A 17532-nucleotide genomic window follows, 5' to 3' on the forward strand; every position below is an offset into this window, starting at 1 on the left:
CAGGACATCGCCGACGACGGATGACGCGGTACGTGATGCGACCCCGACGACATCGCGGAGCACTACCGGCGGCCGCACACGCGGCCGCGCCACCTGTGGGACCGCGAGGCGCCGCACGCCGGCCGTTCCGGAGGCGTGCGGCTCCGCCGCGCCAGGTGGTCGAGGACTGCGCCATGCGTTCCCCGGGTGGCTCAGGCAGTCGGTGCCGTCTCGGCCGTCGTGGGCGCGGTTGCGCCGGTGTGCCGCGGGGTGTCCGTACGGCGCAGGGCGATCAGGGCCAGCAGGCAGGAGACCAGCGCCGCCGCACCGCAGATCGTGAAGCCCAGCGCGTACCCGTGACCGAGCGCCCGCAGGGCCAGCGGCGCGGCACCACCCGGCGGGGCGGTGGCCGGGGCGGAGTTGACCGCCAGCGGGCCGCCTTCCGCGGCCACCTCGGCGGCGGCCGCCTTGACCTGCGGACTCAGCGCGGAGCGGTGCAGGTCGGAGCTGAACAGCGAGCCCGCGCGGCTGAGGGCGACGGCACCGATGACCGCCGGTCCCAGGGTGAACCCGAAGTCGCGCAGCAGGCTGGTGGAGGCGCTCGCCATGCCGGCGTAGCGCAGCGGGACCGTGTTCACGGCGGTGGCGGTGATCGAGGAGACGGTCAGCGCGAACCCGGCACCCACCAGCCCCAGGGGCAGCACCAGGGACGTCAGCGCCCGGTTCTCCACCGGCAGGGTCGCGGCGAGGAAGTCGCCCGCGGCCATCAGCGCCAGGCCCACGGTGAGGATCCAGCGCCCGCTGACCCGCTCCAGCAGCCGCGAGGTGAGCGGGGCCAGGACCAGGGTCAGACCGTTGAGCAGCAGGAAGGCCACGGAGGTGCGCAGCGGGCTCTGGTGCTGCACGGGGCCCAGCCGGATGCTGGTGGCGTAGGCGGTGCCCAGGAAGCTGAACATGCCGACGACCGCGACGACCGAGGCGACGGCGAACGCCCGGTTGGCGAACAGGTCCAGGCGCAGCAGCGGGGAACGGGCGCGCCGCTCGGCGACGACGAACAGCACGACGAACACCGCGGCAACCACGAACGCGACGACGACCGGCGTCGAGCCCCAGCCGTCCGCAGGACCCTGGATGACCGCGTACAACAGCGCGAACAGGCCGATCCCGACGGTGAGTTGCCCGCCGATGTCCAGCGAGCGGCCCTCGGGTGCCCGGGAGTCGGCGGCGCCCACCAGACTGACCACGGTACTGGCCACGGCGATCACCACGACCACCACGAACGCCGCGCGCCAGGAGTCGTGGCTGCCGGTGACGCCGCCGATGACGGGGGCGACGAAACCGCCGGTGGACAGGGCGGCCGCCCACACGGTGATGCCGCGCGCCCGGTCCCGGTGGCTGTGCGTGCCCGCCGCGATCATGGCGAGCGAGGTCGGGAACAGCGCCGCCGCGCCGAGGCCGGAGATCACCTGCCCGACCCACAGCAGGTGGACGCCACCGCTCACGGCGGAGACGGCCTCGCCCACGACGACCAGGACGGAGCCGCCCACGAGCAGCCGCTTGCGCCCGAACAGGTCGCCCAGGACGCCGAAGGTGAGTTCCAGCACGGTCACCGGCAGCAGGAACGCGTCGGAGATCCAGGTGAGTTGGGAGCCGATCGGATGCAGGTCCTCCTGGAAGAGTCCGTTGAGGGTGGCGGGCACGGCGAGGGCGATCTGGGCGAGACAGACCGCGAGGCAGCCGGCGACGAGGGTGCCGAGCGGCAGCCGGCCCGGCGCGGGGCCGGCGGGGTGCGCGGAGGAAGGGGGGTCGGTCAGCGACATGGCGGGTCCAGGGGTGGAAGGCCGGCGGCGGGAAGGGGAGCGGAAGGTCAGGAGCGGTGGCGGCCGACGACGAGGCGCGTGGGCCGGTAGGGGACGAAGGCCGCTCCGTCGAGGCCGAGAGCCAGCGCGGCGCGTTGCAGGGCCGCCGGCGTGGTGCCGCCGTCCCAGCGGCCCGTGGCCACCCGGTGCTCCAGGGCGTGCACGCCCGCGACGACCTCGGCCGCGGTGAAGGCGCAGTGGCCCTGGCGGGCGACGTAGGCCTGGCGCAGCAGGGCGCCGTCACCGGCGGCCCGTACCCGGGCGGCGAACGCGTTCTCCTGCTGCACGGGGACCAGTTGGTCGGAGGTCGTGTGCAGGTTCAGCAGCGGCACGGCCAGGCCCTGCCCGGCGGTGGAGGTGCGCTCGAGGCGGCGCACCGCCTGCGGATCGGCGTGCACCCGGGCGCCCCGGGTCAGGGTGGTGAGGTCGGCGCGCAGGTCCAGTCCCGCCGTCCGGTACAGCGCCCGGACCTCGTCGGCGTGCTCGGAGGAGCGCAGCAGACCGGCGTAGTCCACACCCGCGTTCCAGGAGGTGTTGCCGCCCGCCGACTGCTCGACGGAGTACCGCGCGGGCACGATGAACGACAGCACGCCCTGCGCGAACCAGGCGTACTGCTGGGCCTCCTGCCCTTCGGCGTCGCCGGGCGCGGGCGGGTTCTGTCCCGGGGCCCAGTCGGGCAGGTTGAGGTACGCGGCGGCGAGCGCGATCCGCGCCCGGCCCGCGGGGGTGGCCTGGGCCCGCTCCACGGCGGCGGTGAGCCGGGCCGCGGTCGCGGCGGCCGTGTCCTGGTCGGCGAAGTCCACCAGCCGCAGGTGCTCGTCCGGGGCGAGCAGGGAGGCGATCGTGTACTCGGCGTCCAGCTGGTAGTTCTCCAGGTCGACACCGCCGGCGACCAGGCCGCACAGGCCCAGGGCGCCGTCGATGCGGTCGCCCGCGTCCCGCGCGAGCTGGGCGTTGACCAGGCCGCCCATGGACTGCCCGACGGACAGGGTGCGGGCGGGGCGGCCCGCCGCGGCGGCGAATGCCTCGCGGGTGGCGAGCTGGTCGCGTTCGGCGCTCCGCAGCGCCCACCAGGGGCCGTTGGGGTCGTAGGAGGAGCCGGCCAGCGCGTAGCCCTCGGCCAGCAGGGCCTGGCCGGCGGCGGGGGAGGGCGCGTCCTGGGCGGTGGTGGGGCCGTATCCGTGGCTGAACAGCAGCAGGGTGCCGTTCCAGTCGGCGGGCACGTCGGCGATCCAGCTCGCGCCGTCCGGGAGGCGCCCGCTCAGGTGGCGCGTGGTGGCGGTGGCCGGTGCGGTGCTCTGCGGGGTGTCGCTCCGCGCGGTGGCGGGAGCCGCCGCGGTGACAGCGAGGGCGGCGGCCAGCGCGGCCGCGCCGAGCGCGAACTTCGGCATGTGCGGGCTCATCTCTGTACGGCGGGTGGGGGCTGTACGGCGGATGGGGCTGTGCGGCGGATGGGGCTGTGCGGCGGATGAGGTCGTGCGGCGGGTGGACGTGCTCCGCCGGGAGCGGCGTGTCGGTACGGAAAAGGCGTACGAGGGGCGTGCGGGCGAGGGGACGACCGCCGAAGGAGCCTCGGGGTGCCGTTCGGCGGGCTGTGCCGGCCGTGCTGGTGTCCGTGGGCCGCCGATGGGCGGACCGACGGCGTGGCGGAAGGGTCCGCGCGGCCCCGGTCCCAGCGGCGGGTGCGCCGAATATAGGGCCGATCGCGGACGACGGTCAATGAAGTGACGAACGTTTGCTGGGTCCGGTCGTACGGCTGCCGGCGGCCGCGCCGGTACGGCGGCCCGCATTCAAGGCAAGTCCGTGCCGCGGGGAGTTCGTGCCATGCGGGGAGGCCGTACCCGTGGGACGGCCGGGAGCGTGGGGCGGCCGGGAGCGTGGGACGGCCGTACCCGTGAGGCGGCCGTGCCCGCCCCGCTCAGTCCTGCCCGGCCGCCGGCTCCGCCGGGATGGTGTCCAGCACCGCGTCGGCCAACTGCTTGGCCGGGGCGTCGTACTGGGCGGACAGGGTGCGGAAGACGTGCTCGGCGCGGATGGCGGGCCAGTCCGCGGGAAGGTGCTCCGCGGGCAGGCGCGGATCCGAGCGGACGACCTGCAGCCAGTCGGTGTGCAGCAGGAGCTGCCGGGCCAGGTCGTCCGGGGCGGACGGCAGCGGGTCCGGGCGGTCCCACTGGTCGAGGAAGGCGCGGTAGCGCTCGGCGATGCCGGCCGTGTCGAAGGCCCGGTGCAGCAGCTGGGCGGCCTCGGTCGGCTCGGCCGCGCGCCCCCGCAGCACGTTGAGGTGGTCCTCCAGGCCGAGCCCGGCGACGACGGCGGGGACGTCCAGGTGGCCCGGCGCGATCCACAGGCCGTTCTGCAGCGGGCCGAAGCCGGCCCACACCAGGCGTGAGCGCAGGTCGTGCCGCTGGCTGCGCCAGGCCTCGGGCAGCGAGAAGCCGACCAGGGTCCAGGTGCCGTCCCAGTCGCGGTTGACGGCGCCCGCGCCCCAGACGCGGTCGTGACCGTCGCGCAGCACCTCGGTGGAGCGCGCGGTGAGCCCGAAGTACATCTTGCGGCCGCGGCGGTGACGGGCCAGCAGATCGCGCTTGACCATCCGGGTCAGCGTGGAGCGCACCGCGTCCTCGGAGACCCCGACGCGCGCGAACACGTCGATGACGCTGCCCGAGTAGACCGCGCTGCCGTGCTCCAGGACGTACAGGCCCAGGAAGCTCAGCATCAGCGTCTGCGGCCGCGCGGACGCCGCGGCCCCTTCCTCCTGGCCCGTCGAGGGCTTGGTCTCTGTCCCGGTCACGCGGCTCAGTGTAGGGGCGGAGATAAAGTTCGGCACACCATTGACGGCAGTAATCGAAACGCCTAACGTCCCCCTCGTCGGCACACCCGCAAGGCAAGGACTGCGCACATGGATCTCTCGAACAAGGTCGCCGTCGTCACCGGTAGCGGACGCGGCCTCGGATTCGCCTATGCCTCCGCCCTGGCCCGCGCCGGCGCGGCGGTGGTCGTCAACGACGTGGCGGCCGACGCCGCCGCGCACGCGGTCGAGCAGATCACCGCGGCCGGCGGCCGGGCCGTGGCCGAGGTGGGACCGGTGGGTACCAGCGAGGTCGCCGAGGCGCTGGTGGCCCGGGCCGTGGACGCCTTCGGCCGACTGGACGTCATGGTCACCAACGCCGGCATCCTGCGCGACCGCGTGCTGTGGAAGATGTCCGACGACGACTTCGACGACGTCGTCCGCGTCCACCTGCGCGGCACCTTCACCTGCGTACGGGCCGCCGCCGTACGGATGCGCGAACAGGGCGAGGGCGGCCGCGTCATCACCGCCTGCTCCCCGGCCGGGCAGCGCGGCAACTTCGGCCAGACCAACTACGCCGCCGCCAAGGCCGGCATCGCCGCGATGACCCGCACCTGGGCCATGGAACTGGCCCGGTCCGGCATCACCGCCAACGCACTGGTCCCGGTCGCCGCCACCGGCATGACCCGCACCATCCCCGCCTTCGCCCCGTACATCGAGGCGTGGGAGGAACGCGGCGAGCCGCTGCCGGACTGGCTGCGCAAGGCCGAGGGCTTCGGCACCCCGGAGGACGTCGCCGGCCTCGTCGTCTACCTCGCCTCCGACGCCGCGGCCTCGGTGACCGGCCAGTGCGTCGGCATCGGCGGCGACAAGCTGGCCCTGTGGTCGCATCCGCAGGAGATCGCCACCGCCTACCGGGACGGCGGCTGGAACGCCGACGACATCGCCTCGGCCTGGCCCGTCTCGATCGGCCGCGAGCCCCAGACGTACGGCATCCCCGCCCCCCAGGCCCCCGGCGCCTGAACCTCCCACCGACCCACGGAAGGGAGCCGACGATGACATCCCCGAACCCCGCCCGGCTCGTCGCCATCGACGTCCACACGCACGCCGAGATCTCCAAGGACGGCCACGGCGCGCTCAGCCCCGAGCTGTTCGGCGCCTCCGCGGAGTACTTCAAGGCCCACGGCCACCGCACGCCCACCATCGACGAGATGGCCGCGTACTACCGCGAACGCAGCATGGCCGCGGTCGTCTTCACCGTCGACGCCGAGCACGCCACCGGGCACCCGCGGATCTCCAACGAAGAGGTCGCCGAGAGCTGCGCCGCCCACGCCGACGTCCTCGTCCCGTTCGCCTCCGTCGACCCCCACAAGGGCCGGGCGGGAGTCCGCGAGGCCCGCCGCCTGGTCGAGGAGTACGGCGTGCGGGGCTTCAAATTCCACCCGAGCATCCAGGCCTTCGCGCCCAACGACCGCCTCGCCTACCCGCTGTACGAGGCCATCGAGGAACTCGGCGTGCCCGCGCTGTTCCACACCGGTCAGACCGGCATCGGCGCGGGCGTCCCCGGCGGAGGCGGCATCCGGCTGAAGTACTCCGACCCCATGCTGGTGGACGACGTCGCCGTGGACTTCCCCGAGCTGCGGATCATCCTCGCCCACCCGTCCTTCCCCTGGCAGGACGAGGCGCTGGCGGTGGCCACCCACAAGCCGTACGTGTACATCGACCTGTCCGGCTGGTCCCCGAAGTACTTCCCGCCGCAACTGGTGCGCTACGCCAACACCCTGCTCAAGGACAAGGTCCTCTTCGGCTCCGACTACCCGGTCATCACCCCCGACCGGTGGCTCGCCGACTTCGAGAAGCTCGACATCAAACCCGAGGTCCGCCCCAAGATCCTGAAGGACAACGCCGCCCGCCTGCTCGGCCTGACCACAGACTGAAACGGAGGCCGCCGTGCGCAACCAAGGCATCGGCTCCTGGCCCGCACGCCGAGCCCGCAAGACCCCCGACCGGATCGCCGTGGTCCACGAGGACCGCGAGGTCACCTACCGGCACCTGCACGAGCGGGTGCTGCGCCTGGCCCACGCCCTGCGCGCCCTGGGCGTGGGCCGCGGCGACCGGGTCGCCTACTTGGGCCCCAACCACCCGGCCTTCCTCGAGACCCTGTTCGCCGCCGGCGCCCTCGGCGCGGTGTTCGTCCCGCTCAACACCCGCCTGACCGCACCCGAACTGGCCTACCACCTCACCGACTCCGGCGCCGCCGTCCTCGTGAACGCCCCCGAACAGGCCGAGGCCGCCGCCCAGGCCGCCGCCGACGCCGGCGTCTCCCACCGCATCGACCTCGCGGGACCCGGCCCCGGCGCCCTCGGCTACGACGACCTGCTCGCCCTCGGCGGCACCGCGCCGCTGGACGAGCCGGTGGCCCCCGACGACCCCTGCATGATCATGTACACCTCGGGGACCACCGGCCACCCCAAGGGCGCCGTCCTCTCGCACGCCAACATCGTCTGGAACAGCGTCAACGTCCTGGTCGACCTCGACCTGGCCGCCGACGAGGTCACCCTGGTGACTGCCCCGCTGTTCCACACCGCCGCGCTGAACATGACCTGCCTGCCCACCCTGCTCAAGGGCGGCCGGGTCGTCCTGCTCGGCGCCTTCGACCCCGACCGCGTCCTGCACCTGATCGAGAGCCACCGGGTGACCTGCATGTTCGGCGTGCCGACCATGTACGACGCGCTCGTCGCCCGGCCGCGCTGGCCCGAGGCCGACCTGACCAGCCTGCGCAGCCTCAACTGCGGCGGCGCACCGGTCCCCGGACGCACCATCGCCACCTACCTCGCCCGCGGGCTGGCCTTCGCCCAGGGCTACGGCATGACCGAGGCGTCCCCCGGCGTCCTCTTCCTGGACCGGGAGCAGACCTCCGCCAAGGCGGGCTCGGCGGGGGTGCCGCACTTCTTCACCGACACCCGCGTGGTCCTGCCCGACGGCCGCGACGCCGCGCCGGGGGAGCGGGGGGAGATCCTGGTGTCCGGGCCCAACGTCATGGCGGGCTACTGGAACCGGCCCGCCGAGACCGCCGCCGCGGTCACCGACGACGGCTGGCTGCGCACCGGCGACGTCGCCCGCACCGACGAGGACGGCTACGCCTACATCGTCGACCGGGTCAAGGACATGTTCATCTCCGGCGGGGAGAACGTCTATCCGGCGGAGGTCGAGAACGCCGTCCTCGGCCACCCCGCCGTCGCCGAGTGCGCCGTCATCGGCGTCCCCGACGCGCGCTGGGGCGAGGTCGGCCGCGCCGTCGTCGTCCTCAGGCCCGGGGCCCGCGCGGACGAGGCGGACATCCTCGCCCACCTGCGCGGCCGCCTGGCCAAGTACAAGATCCCCAAGTCCGTCGTCTTCACCGAGGCCCTGCCCCGCACCGCCTCCGGCAAGCTCGTCAAACCCGCGGTGCGCGCCGCCCACGCCCCGGCCGCCGCCGGCACCGACGACGGCCGGCCGCCCGCACCCCGCTGACACACACCTACACACCCGCACAGGCACACACCCGCGCCGCAAGGACCGGAAGGACCCCCCATGCCCACCACCGCGCACGGTCTCGACGAGCTGAAGTCCCTGGCCGGCACCGACCTCGGCCGCACCGACTGGCGGGAGATCACCCAGGACAGGGTGAACACCTTCGCCGACGCCACCGGCGACCACCAGTGGATCCACACCGACCCGGAGCGCGCCAAGGCCGGCCCCTTCGGCGGACCCATCGCGCACGGCTACCTCACCCTGTCCCTGATCATCCCGCTCTTCAACGAGCTGCTGGAGATCGACGGCGTCTCCATGAGCGTGAACTACGGCCTGGAGAAGGTCCGTTTCCCCAGCCCGGTGCCCGTCGGCGCCAGGATCCGCCTGCACGGCGTCGTCGACTCCGTGGAGGACGTCAAGGGCGACGGCGTGCAGATGCGGCTCACCTTCACCGTCGAGACCGAGGGCGGCACCAAGCCCGCGTGCGTCGCCCAGGCCGTCTACCGGCACTACGCCTGAGGTCACCAGGGCCCAGAGTCCCGTCCGGGCCGGATTCCTGCCCACCGTCTCTGGGCGGTCGACGGCTCCTGGCCGCTGCACACCCCGCTGAGCACCGCGCGGCCCCCGCAAGGAATCGCGATGGAACTCAGCGGGGCGTCCGCGTTCGGGCGGCGCCTTGAGCGGGTGGTTTCAGCGGGTAATGGGTCCGGGACGATCCTGCCCGTACCGGAGCTCGCAGGCCTTCTTGCTGAGGTACGCCCTGTAGTAGTACCTGTAAGCCACTTTGTAGCCAGTGGCATAGCCTAGTTCGTAGGCATTGGTCGGCCGGAACTCCGGTGGACCCCAGCGGGAGCAGCTCCAGCCGGACCTTCTTCCATCTCGCTCACCCTGTTCGTAACCATCACAGTGGCCCCGCCAATAGGGCTGGTTCAACTCGGAGTAGTAAGCGCATCCCGACCAAGGGGGATCCTGTGCAAGGACATGCGGACCGGGACGCTGTACTGCCCTCTCCCCGGCAGGCGCGGTGGTGCCCGCTGCCGAGGCGGACGGAGCTGTGAGGACAGCGCACAGCAAGAGTCCAGCGGCGGGGAGATATCGCGAGCGACGCATCTTTGCCTACCTGATTGCCATTTCAAGAGGAAGGGTGGCGAAGAGGACTGCGGATCTGCTGGGTGCCGGGTCGCCCCAGCATCCGGTCGGAATCCCTTACCAGTCTAGGAGCATCTTGGCTGTGACGCGATCGGCGGTGGCAGGCGACCAGGACCTGCTGGTCACCCACCCCGGGCGGACGATCGTCGGTGACAAGGGCTACGTCTCCAAGGACCTGGACGCCGAGTCCTGGCCCGCCTCGGACAGCGCATCCTCACCCGGACTGCGGCCATCTGGCACAACCGGCGCACGGGAACCTGCCGCCGGTGAACGGTAGTTGACCGGACATCCTCGGAGCCTCCCTGGGCGGCATGCCGGCCGCGGAGTGCTCCTCCGCGAACCGGCCGCCGGCCTGCGGGCGCTGCGGGACCTGCCGCCGGTCCGCGCCGTGGTGTGGGGCGGCATCGCCCGGGGCTTCATCGGCGGCGCCCCACACCACCTGCTCGCCGCGTACGCCACCTCCATTCCGTACGGCAACGGCTCGCGGGCCGCTTCGCTCAGTCGACCCGCAGCGGGATCGCGCGCAGGCCGCGTACCGATCCCGGGCGGCGCTCCAGCTCCGCCGCCGGGACGGCCAGCCGCAGGCGGGGGTAGCGGCGCAGGGCGGTGGCTATCACGATCTCCACCTCCAGGGAGGCGAGGCGTGCCCCCACGCAGTAGTGCAGTCCGTGGCCGAAGCCCAGCGAACGCGCCGTGAACGACCGTCCGATGTCGAACGTCGCCGGGTCCGGCCAGCGCTCGGGGTCACGGTTGGCGGAGGCGGTGCCGACGACGACGTAGGAGCCCTTGGGGATGGTCGTGCCACCGATCTCCACGTCTTCCAGGGCGTAGCGGCTCAGCCCCGGAGTGACCGGGCCGTCGTACCGCATCGTCTCCTCGATCACAGCCGGGATCAGGCCGAAGTCGGCCCGTACGGCGGCGAGTTGGTCAGGGTGCCGCAACAACGCGACCAGGGCGTTGCCGATCAGCTGCGCGGAGGGTTCGTAGCCGCCGAACAGGACGATCCCGACCATGCTGACGAGTTCGTCCTCCGTCAGGCGTTCGCCGTCCGTCTCGGCGGTGACGAGGGTACTGATGAGGTCGGCCCGTGGTGTGACGCGGCGGGCGTCGATCAGTTCGCGTACGTAGGCGTCGAACTCGTCGAGGGCCGCGACGACGCGCAGGGCGGTCTCGTCGTCGGGGATGTGGCCGCCGACCACGGAGGCGGCGGTGCGGAAGAGCCCGGTGTCCGTGGCCGGGACGCCCAGCAGCTCGCAGATCACCGCGATGGGGAGCCGGTTCGCCACCGTGTCGACCAGGTCGAACTCGGTCGCGTCCCCGAGCGCGTCGAACAGTTCGTCCGTGCTCCGCTGGATGCGGTCGCGCAGCCCCTCGACGCGCTTCGCGCTGAACCCCCGGACGACGAGCTTGCGCAGGCGGTCGTGGTCCGGCGGGTCGAGGTTGGCCATCGCGCGGCCGAGGAGCTGCGTGGTGCGCAGGCTGACCTGGGCGCGCGGCGGCAGCGGCTCGGGCGGCAGGCTCTGCTGGAGGCCGCGCCCGAGCTCGTTGCTCAGCCGGGGATCCTCGAGGGCCCGGATCACGTCGTCGTGGCGTGTGACGAGCCAGCGTTCGGCGCCGCTCGGCAGCTTGACCAGGTGCACCGGGCCTTCGCTCCGCAGCCGGTCGAGAGCGGGAAAGGGGTCCTGGACGAAGTCGGGCCCCAGGGTGTGGTCGTTGTCGGGGACGCCTGCCAGATGCGGGCAGCAGCGCTGTGCGAGCGAGGTCATCGGCATCCTTCGTTTCTCGGTCGTCATGCGTCGGGTGAGTCGGGCAGCACAGGCCGCTGGTCAGGGCCGGGGCTGGGTGGTACGGGAACCGGCGGGCCGGTTTCGCGGGGTGTTTCCGCCGCTGTACCCCGACGGGGCCGACGGGCGCCGAGGACGAAGCACACGGCGGCCAGGACCTGGCACAGGGCCAGCAGAGCGAACACGGTGTGGGCCGGCAGGCTCTCCGCCGCCGCTCCGCTGCCGACCAGACCGACGCTTCCGCCGGTCAGCCCGAAGGCGGCGATCAGGGTGAGCGCCGTCGACCGCAGCGGAGCCGGGATGCGCGCGGTGCGCACGGCCGCGATCGGTCCGTTGGACAGGCCGTTGAGCAGTCCGGCGGTGAACAGGACGGCGGCGAGTCCGGGCGCGTTCGGCGAGAGCAGCAGGGCGAAGAAGGCCGCGGTCTGGCCGATTCTGCCGAGGACCGACAGCCGTGTCGGGGAGAGGCGGCGCAGTGCCCGTCCGACGAGCAGGGTGCCGGTGAGCGCTCCGCCGCCGAAGGCACCGAGCAGCAGACCGGCCAGGGTGGCCGTGCCGCCGTACTGCTCGCGGGCGAGGACCGGCAGCAGGACGAACAGGGCCTGCCACGCCGTTTCGGTGAGGACCTGTCCGATGGTCCAGCAGCTCAGCAGCCGGTCGCGGAGCAGCACGCGCACCGCGGCCCGGGTGTTCCGGCGGGCGGTGGGGACCGGCGGGGCGAGGCCGCGCGGGATGCGGAAACCGAGGATCAGCGCGGAGACCAGATAGGTCCCGGCGTCCAGGAGCAGGACGGTCGGCGCGCCGAGCCAGCTCACCAGCAGCCCGGAGACGGGCGGGGCGATCAGGATGGCGAGGCGGGTGGCGCCCTGGAGACTGGCGTTGGCCTGGCTGAGCAGTTTCTCGTCCTCACCGGCGAGGAACGGCAGCAACGCCTGCTGACTGGCGGTGTAGGGGGCGAAGAAGGAGCCGATGGCGAACAGCAGGAGCATGATCACCGGCAGCGGCAGCAGACCGCCCTGGTGCAGCAGCGGCACCAGCGCCACCAGCAGGGCACGGCTGTAGTCGGATGCCACCAGCACCCGGCGCGGGCCGAGGCGTCCGCTCAGCGGAGCCCCCAGGACGCCGAAGAGGGCGACGGCGATCATCTGGGCCGCCATCACCACCCCCATGTCCGCCGCCGAACCCGTGCTCTCCAGGACGAACCAGGGCATGGCCACGGCGCTCAGCTGTGAGCCGCTCATGGAGAGCACTTCGGCGACCAGGACCGTGCGGAGCACGCCGCGCGACGCGTTGCCGGGCGGTGGCGACATCAGCCGTCACTCCCTCGCAGGCCGCCCCGGCCGCGCGCGCCCCGCTCGGCCATCGCCCGGCGCGCCCGCGCCGCCCGGTCGCGCAGCCCGTCGGCGGGCGCGGCCGGCTGGGCTTCGGAAGCCGTGAGGAACCGCGCCAGAGCGGCCACCGTGGTGTGCTCGTAGAGCGCGGTCAGCGTCAGGGCGGGGAACCCGCGCCCGTGGAGCGAGGTGCGCAGCCGGGTGAGCAGCAGGGAGTTGCCTCCCAGATCGAAGAAGTTGTCGTGCACGCCGATCTCGTCGCGGCCCAGGACCTCGGCCCAGGCGGCTGTGATCCGCCGCTCCGTGTCGTCACGCGGGGCGGTCCGCTCGGCGGCCACCGGCAGGTCCTCGCGGCGCGGCCGCGGCAGCCGCGCGGTGTCGACCTTCCCGCTGGCGTTCAGGGGCAGCCGGTCCAGCCACACGTACGCCTCGGGGACCGAGTGGGCGGGCAGCCGGGACCGCAGGCCGTCCAGCAGTTCGGTGCGTTCGGGCCGGGGCCCCGCCGGTGACGCGGCGACGAGGTAGGCGACCAGCTGGGGCGTGCGGTCCGGGTCGCCGTGTACGACGGCGGAGGACACCGCGGGGTGCCGCAGCAGCGCCGCCTCGATCTCGCCCGGTTCGATCCGGTGCCCCCGGATCTTCAGCTGCCGGTCCACCCGGCCCAGGTACTCGACGGTGCCGTCCGGCAGCCACCGGCCCCGGTCCCCGGTGCGGTAGCCCGGTCCGCCGGGGCCGTGGAAGCGCTCCGCCGTCAGCTCCGGCCGCCGCCAGTAGCCGGCCGCGACGCCCGCGCCCCGCAGGACGATCTCTCCGGGCACTCCGGCGGGGCAGCGCCGCCCCGCCGGGTCCAGGATCTCGGCCCGGGTTCCGGCGATGGGCCGTCCGATGGTGTTCACCGGCCCGGTGGCACCGCCGGAGAGGTCGTGGGTGAGCGCGATCACCGTCGACTCGGTGGGACCGTAGGCGTTGCGTATCCGGTACGGAGTGCCGGCGGGCGGCGTCCTCGTCAGGGCGGCGGCACCGACGATCAGCTGGCGCAGCCGCGGCAGTGCCGCCCCGGACGCCCACAGCGCCTCCGCGAGCGGTGTGGCGAGCAGGACGACGGAGACGCGCCGCCGGGTGAGCCAGTCCGCGACGTCGTCGGCGGCCGGTGTTCCCTCGTGCGGGACGACGCAGCCGCCGGAGGCGAGGGCGGACCACACGTCCCACTGGGTGGCGTCGAAGGCGACTCCGAGGAGGTGCCCGGTCCGGTCCGCGGGCCCCAGGCCGAACGACTCCCGTCCCCACGAGACGAGCTGGGCCAGGCCGCGGTGGCGGACGACGACGCCCTTCGGCCTGCCCGTCGTACCGGAGGTGTGGACGATGTACGCCGCCGCCTGCGCCGAGGCCAGGTGCGGGCCGACGGCGTCCGTCCCCGTCGCCTGCCGGTCCTGTCCCAGCCGGCCGTCCACGGCACCCGGCACGTCCAGCACCGGCAGGGCGGCCGTGGCGGGGTGCGCGGCACGGGCGGCGCCGTCGGCGATCACGGCGCACGCGCCCAGGTCGTCGAGCAGCTCGCCCACCCGGACCGCCGGGGCGTCCGGGTCGAGAGGGCAGAAGGCGGCACCCGCGTACCAGGCGGCGAGCATCGCGACGACGAGGTCCTCGCCCCGGCGCAGGAGCACGGCCACCACCGGGTCGCCGGCCGGGCACAGCGGCCGCAGGCGCGCGGCGAGGGCCAGTGCGCGCCGGTGCAGTCCGGCATAGGTGAGGACACCGCGCCCGGTGTCCACCGCCGGGGCGTCGGGCGTCTCCCGGACCCAACGGCCGAGCAGTTCCGGGACGGTGGTCGCCGGGCCGGCCTCGCCGCCGTTCTCCCAGGCGTCCAGACGGGCCAGCTCCGCGGCGTCGCCGGCCACGAGGTCGAGGGTGTCCAGGCGGCTGTCGAGGGTCTCCGGGAGCCGGGCCAGCAGCCGCCCGTACAGCGTCGCCAACTGGGTGACGTCGGCCCTGTGGGCGTGGTCGCCGCGGTAGGAGAAGGCGGCCTCGAGGGTGTCGCCGGAGAGCGTCAGCACCACGGTCAGCCCGAACTTGGCCCGGTAGTCGGCGCCCTCCGAGGACAGCGGGAGCCTGACCAGCGTGGCCCCGCCCAGCCCGGGCGGCTCGGCGGGGACGGTCTCCAGGCTCAGGGTCACGTCGGCGTACGGGGTGTGACCGGACCGGCGCGGCGGGTTCAGCCGCTCCACCACCTGCTCGAAGGGGACGCCGCTGTGCTGGTAGGCGTCGAGGACCTCGTCGCGCAGGCTGACGAGCAGGTCCCGCAGCGTGGCGTCGGCGGCGGGGCGCGAGCGCAGCACCACCGTGTTGAGGCACGGCCCGAGCAGCCCCGCGAAGCGCGGGTCGTCGCGCCGCGCGAGCGGGGCGCCGAAGACGACGTCGTCCCGGCCGGTCCAGCGGTGCAGCACGGCGGCGAGCGCCGTCGCCGCCAGCTGGTACAGGGTACAGACCTGGTCCTGCTGGACGCGGCGCAACCGGGCGGCCAGGCCCGGGGGCAGGGGTACGGTCACGGTGCCGTTGCCCTCGGGGTCCGGCCCGGAGGGCGAGAGGTCCAGGTGGGCGGGCGCCCCGGCGAGGTGGTCGGTCCAGTACGCCAGCTCGGCGGCCCGCAGTCCGGGATCGCCGCCGTCCTGCGCGGCGACGAAGTCCCGGTACTGCGCGCGGCCGTCGCGTCCACCCGCCACCACCGGAAGAGGAAGGCGCGGGCCGCCGGCGGACGCCTCCGCGTAGCAGTCGGCCAGCTCCCGCAGGAAGATCCCGGCGGACTCGCCGTCCCACACCAGGTGGTGCAGGCAGACGAAGAGCACCTGTCCATCGGGGCCGCCCGTCTCCAGCAGCGCGGCGGTCAGCAGCCGGCCCGACGCCGGGTCGAACGGTTCGCCGGCGGCCCGGCCGAGCCACGCGCGCAGCGCCTCCCGCGGGGCGCCGTCCCCGCGCAGGTCGACCCGGTCCACCCGCGGGCTCCAGGGCGCGCCGATCCGCTGCCACAGGGTGCCGTCCCGCTCCTCGAACCGGGTGCGCAGGATCTCGAACCGGGCCACCAGCAGCGCGAGGGCACGCCGCAGGGTGCCGGCGTCGAGCGGCGGGCCGGTCACCCGCCAGGCCAGCGGCACGTTGTACGTGGCGGCGGCGTCCATCCGTTCCGCGAGCCGGATCCGCCGCTGGAATGCCGAGGCCGGGACCACCACCTCCTCGTCCGGTTCCGGGGCGCCGGGCGGGCGGCCCTGGGCGGTGTGGTCGGGGACCGTCATGGCAACTGCTCCTTCGTCGCGTACGTGTCGGCACGGCGGGTGAGCCGCTGCCTCGTCAGATCAGGTCCTCGGAGAGCGGGTGCGGCCCGGTGGCGGAGAGCCAGGCCGTGCTCTGCCCGGCGTAGTCGGCGCCGTCGTCGTCGCAGGTGGCGTCCCGCAGTTCCCGCAGGTGCCCGGCCAGGCGGTGCCGGGCCGCCGCGCAGTACAGGTCGGCCAGGCGCTGGCCGTCCTCGGCCGCCGGCGCGGCGGTCCGTGTCATGCCGGAGGCGCGGGCCAGGACGACCGCCATGGTGAAGAGTTCACCGGAGATGCGCGAGAGCAGGACCAGCGCGCGCTGGCGGGCGGCGAGCCCGGACCGGTCCGGATGGCGGCGGGCCAGCTCCCGGCAGGTCAGCCCGAACAGGCGGGTCTCCTCGACGATCGCGGCGAGATGAGCGCGGTTGCGGTCGGTCAGGTCGGCGTCCAGGAGGCTCGCGTCCGGGGCGGCCGGGGCCTGGGGTTCGTCGGGCTCGGGGTAGTAGTACGACAGGATGTTGCGGCCCGCGAGCCAGTAGTCGATCATGAAGTCGACGCCGCCGGAGATCCGCATGTTGCGTACGTCGCGGACAGCCTGTTCCACCGGTAGCGCCGGTGCCCCGCGGCGCTCCTTGCTCGCCGCGGTCTCGTACCCCTCCGCCGCCATGAGGGACAGGGTCCGGTCGGCCACGCGGCCGGCGACGACGGAGGCGATGTTCTTCGCGAGGTTCTGTTCGAACGCCGTGTTGCGTCCGAGGTCCTGGTCCTCGTTGAGCAGGGCGGCGCGGGCGACGCTCTCCACGGCGAAGGTCTCCGCGAGCGAGTCGGCGAGCCTGCGCCGGATCTCCTCGTACTCCCCGAGCGGGCGCCCGTCCACCACCCGGCGGTTGACGAACTGCCGTGACCAGCGGCAGCACAGCTTCGCCACGGCAAGCGACGGGGCCACGATCATGTGCAGCCGTCCCCGGGTGACGAGCCGTGAGACGGCCGGCGTCAGGCGGGCCTGCCCGTTGCCCTGCTCCAGGAGCCGGTGCTCGGCGGGCACCCGGACGTTGTCCAAGGTGATCCAGCCGTTGGGGAAGCCGTGGATGCCGGAGAACTCGTGCCACTGCCCGCGCGAGAACCCCGGGGTGTCGGCCTCCACGAAGAAGACCTGGTTGGTGGTGGTGCCGTTCTCCCGGACGGTCGCGGTCACACTGAACAGCGTGCCGAGGGGCGCGTGCCCCACGAAGACCTTGTGGCCGTCGAGCACATACGCCGCCCCGCCGTCGACCGGCACGGCGGTGGTGGCCCGGTGCTGGTTGGCGGCGCCGCCGGGTTCGGTGTCGGCGGTGCCGGACAGGCCGCCGAGCTTCTGGTGCCGGTGCAGCAGGTCCTTCAGCGGACCGTCCGGCACCACCGGCCAGAAGGCGGGCGTGCCGACCGAGTTCTCGATGCCCATCACCAGGGCGACCGGGAAGCAGTGGCTCGCGGCGGCCTGTACGACCCGGAACACGTTGAAGTGCGACAGGCCCAGGCCGCCGAGGGACGGGTCGAGTTGCAGGCTCAGGTAGCCCCGGGACCGCAGCAGCGGGTACAGGCTCTCGGGCAGCCGCCCCGATGCCTCCACCTCGGCCGGGTCGACGTGTTCGCGCAGGAAGGCCCCCAGGCCGGCGACGGCCTGGTCGCCGGCCGCGCGGTCGGCCGCGTCCTGCTCGGGGAAGGGGTGGATCAGGTCCCAGCGGAAGCGGCCCTGGTACAGCTCCTCCAGGAAGCTGGGGCGGTCGGGATCGGACGAGAAGTTGCGCGGCTGGGCGGGACGTCGTTGCACCATGGGCAGGCCAATCG

General features: G+C 73.8%; 11 protein-coding genes and 1 pseudogene. 5 read left to right on the plus strand and 7 right to left on the minus strand.

Annotation, left to right across the window (positions count from 1 at the left end):
• Nucleotides 1-191: 191 nt before the first annotated feature.
• The 3 genes from IE251_RS03255 to IE251_RS03265 all read right to left on the minus strand — a co-directional run bounded on the left by IE251_RS03255 (nt 192) and on the right by IE251_RS03265 (nt 4629).
• On the minus strand, nt 192-1799 hold the full coding sequence (locus tag IE251_RS03255; RefSeq protein ID WP_189751384.1) for an MFS transporter: 1608 nt from the start codon (nt 1797-1799) through the stop codon (nt 192-194).
• A 47-nt stretch (nt 1800-1846) separates the two neighbouring features.
• Entirely contained in the window at nt 1847-3229 is a 1383-nt protein-coding gene (locus tag IE251_RS03260) for an alpha/beta hydrolase (RefSeq protein ID WP_189751385.1), read from the minus strand.
• A gap of 527 nt (nt 3230-3756) precedes the next feature.
• The gene (locus IE251_RS03265) at nt 3757-4629 is read right to left on the minus strand and encodes a PaaX family transcriptional regulator (protein ID WP_307784877.1); all 873 of its coding nucleotides are present in this window, start codon (nt 4627-4629) and stop codon (nt 3757-3759) included.
• A gap of 108 nt (nt 4630-4737) precedes the next feature.
• On the opposite strand from IE251_RS03265, the gene IE251_RS03270 reads away from it, so the two are divergent.
• From IE251_RS03270 to IE251_RS03290, 5 genes and pseudogenes are all read left to right on the plus strand, one after another.
• Nucleotides 4738-5649, plus strand: a complete 912-nt coding sequence (locus tag IE251_RS03270) for an SDR family NAD(P)-dependent oxidoreductase (protein ID WP_189751386.1) — start codon at nt 4738-4740, stop codon at nt 5647-5649.
• Between the two features lie 32 nt (nt 5650-5681).
• Nucleotides 5682-6563, plus strand: a complete 882-nt coding sequence (locus IE251_RS03275) for an amidohydrolase family protein (protein ID WP_189751387.1) — start codon at nt 5682-5684, stop codon at nt 6561-6563.
• Between the two features lie 13 nt (nt 6564-6576).
• On the plus strand, nt 6577-8139 hold the full coding sequence (locus IE251_RS03280) for an acyl-CoA synthetase (protein ID WP_189751388.1): 1563 nt from the start codon (nt 6577-6579) through the stop codon (nt 8137-8139).
• Between the two features lie 60 nt (nt 8140-8199).
• Complete coding sequence (locus IE251_RS03285) at nt 8200-8658, plus strand: MaoC family dehydratase (protein ID WP_189751389.1); 459 nt, start codon at nt 8200-8202, stop codon at nt 8656-8658.
• 712 nt (nt 8659-9370) lie between these two features.
• A pseudogene (locus IE251_RS03290) lies at nt 9371-9558 on the plus strand (hypothetical protein); the annotation flags it as partial.
• A gap of 227 nt (nt 9559-9785) precedes the next feature.
• On the opposite strand, the gene IE251_RS03295 reads toward IE251_RS03290, so the two are convergent.
• Genes IE251_RS03295 through IE251_RS03310 form a run of 4 tightly spaced genes read right to left on the minus strand, consistent with a single transcriptional unit; the run spans nt 9786 to nt 17518 of the window.
• Nucleotides 9786-11054 carry a cytochrome P450 family protein gene (locus IE251_RS03295; protein ID WP_189751390.1) on the minus strand — a complete coding sequence of 423 codons (1269 nt, stop codon included), beginning with the start codon at nt 11052-11054 and terminating at the stop codon, nt 9786-9788.
• A gap of 23 nt (nt 11055-11077) precedes the next feature.
• A complete protein-coding gene (locus IE251_RS03300) occupies nt 11078-12382 on the minus strand; it encodes an MFS transporter (protein WP_189751391.1) in 1305 nt (434 codons plus the stop codon).
• On the minus strand, nt 12382-15690 hold the full coding sequence (locus tag IE251_RS03305; protein WP_189751392.1) for a non-ribosomal peptide synthetase: 3309 nt from the start codon (nt 15688-15690) through the stop codon (nt 12382-12384). Before IE251_RS03305 ends, IE251_RS03300 begins: the two co-directional genes overlap by 1 nt.
• A gap of 55 nt (nt 15691-15745) precedes the next feature.
• Nucleotides 15746-17518 carry an acyl-CoA dehydrogenase family protein gene (locus tag IE251_RS03310; RefSeq protein WP_189751393.1) on the minus strand — a complete coding sequence of 591 codons (1773 nt, stop codon included), beginning with the start codon at nt 17516-17518 and terminating at the stop codon, nt 15746-15748.
• Nucleotides 17519-17532: the final 14 nt, after the last annotated feature.

Source organism: Streptomyces eurythermus (genome assembly GCF_014649115.1).
GTDB classification, from domain to species: Bacteria; Actinomycetota; Actinomycetes; order Streptomycetales; family Streptomycetaceae; genus Streptomyces; species Streptomyces eurythermus.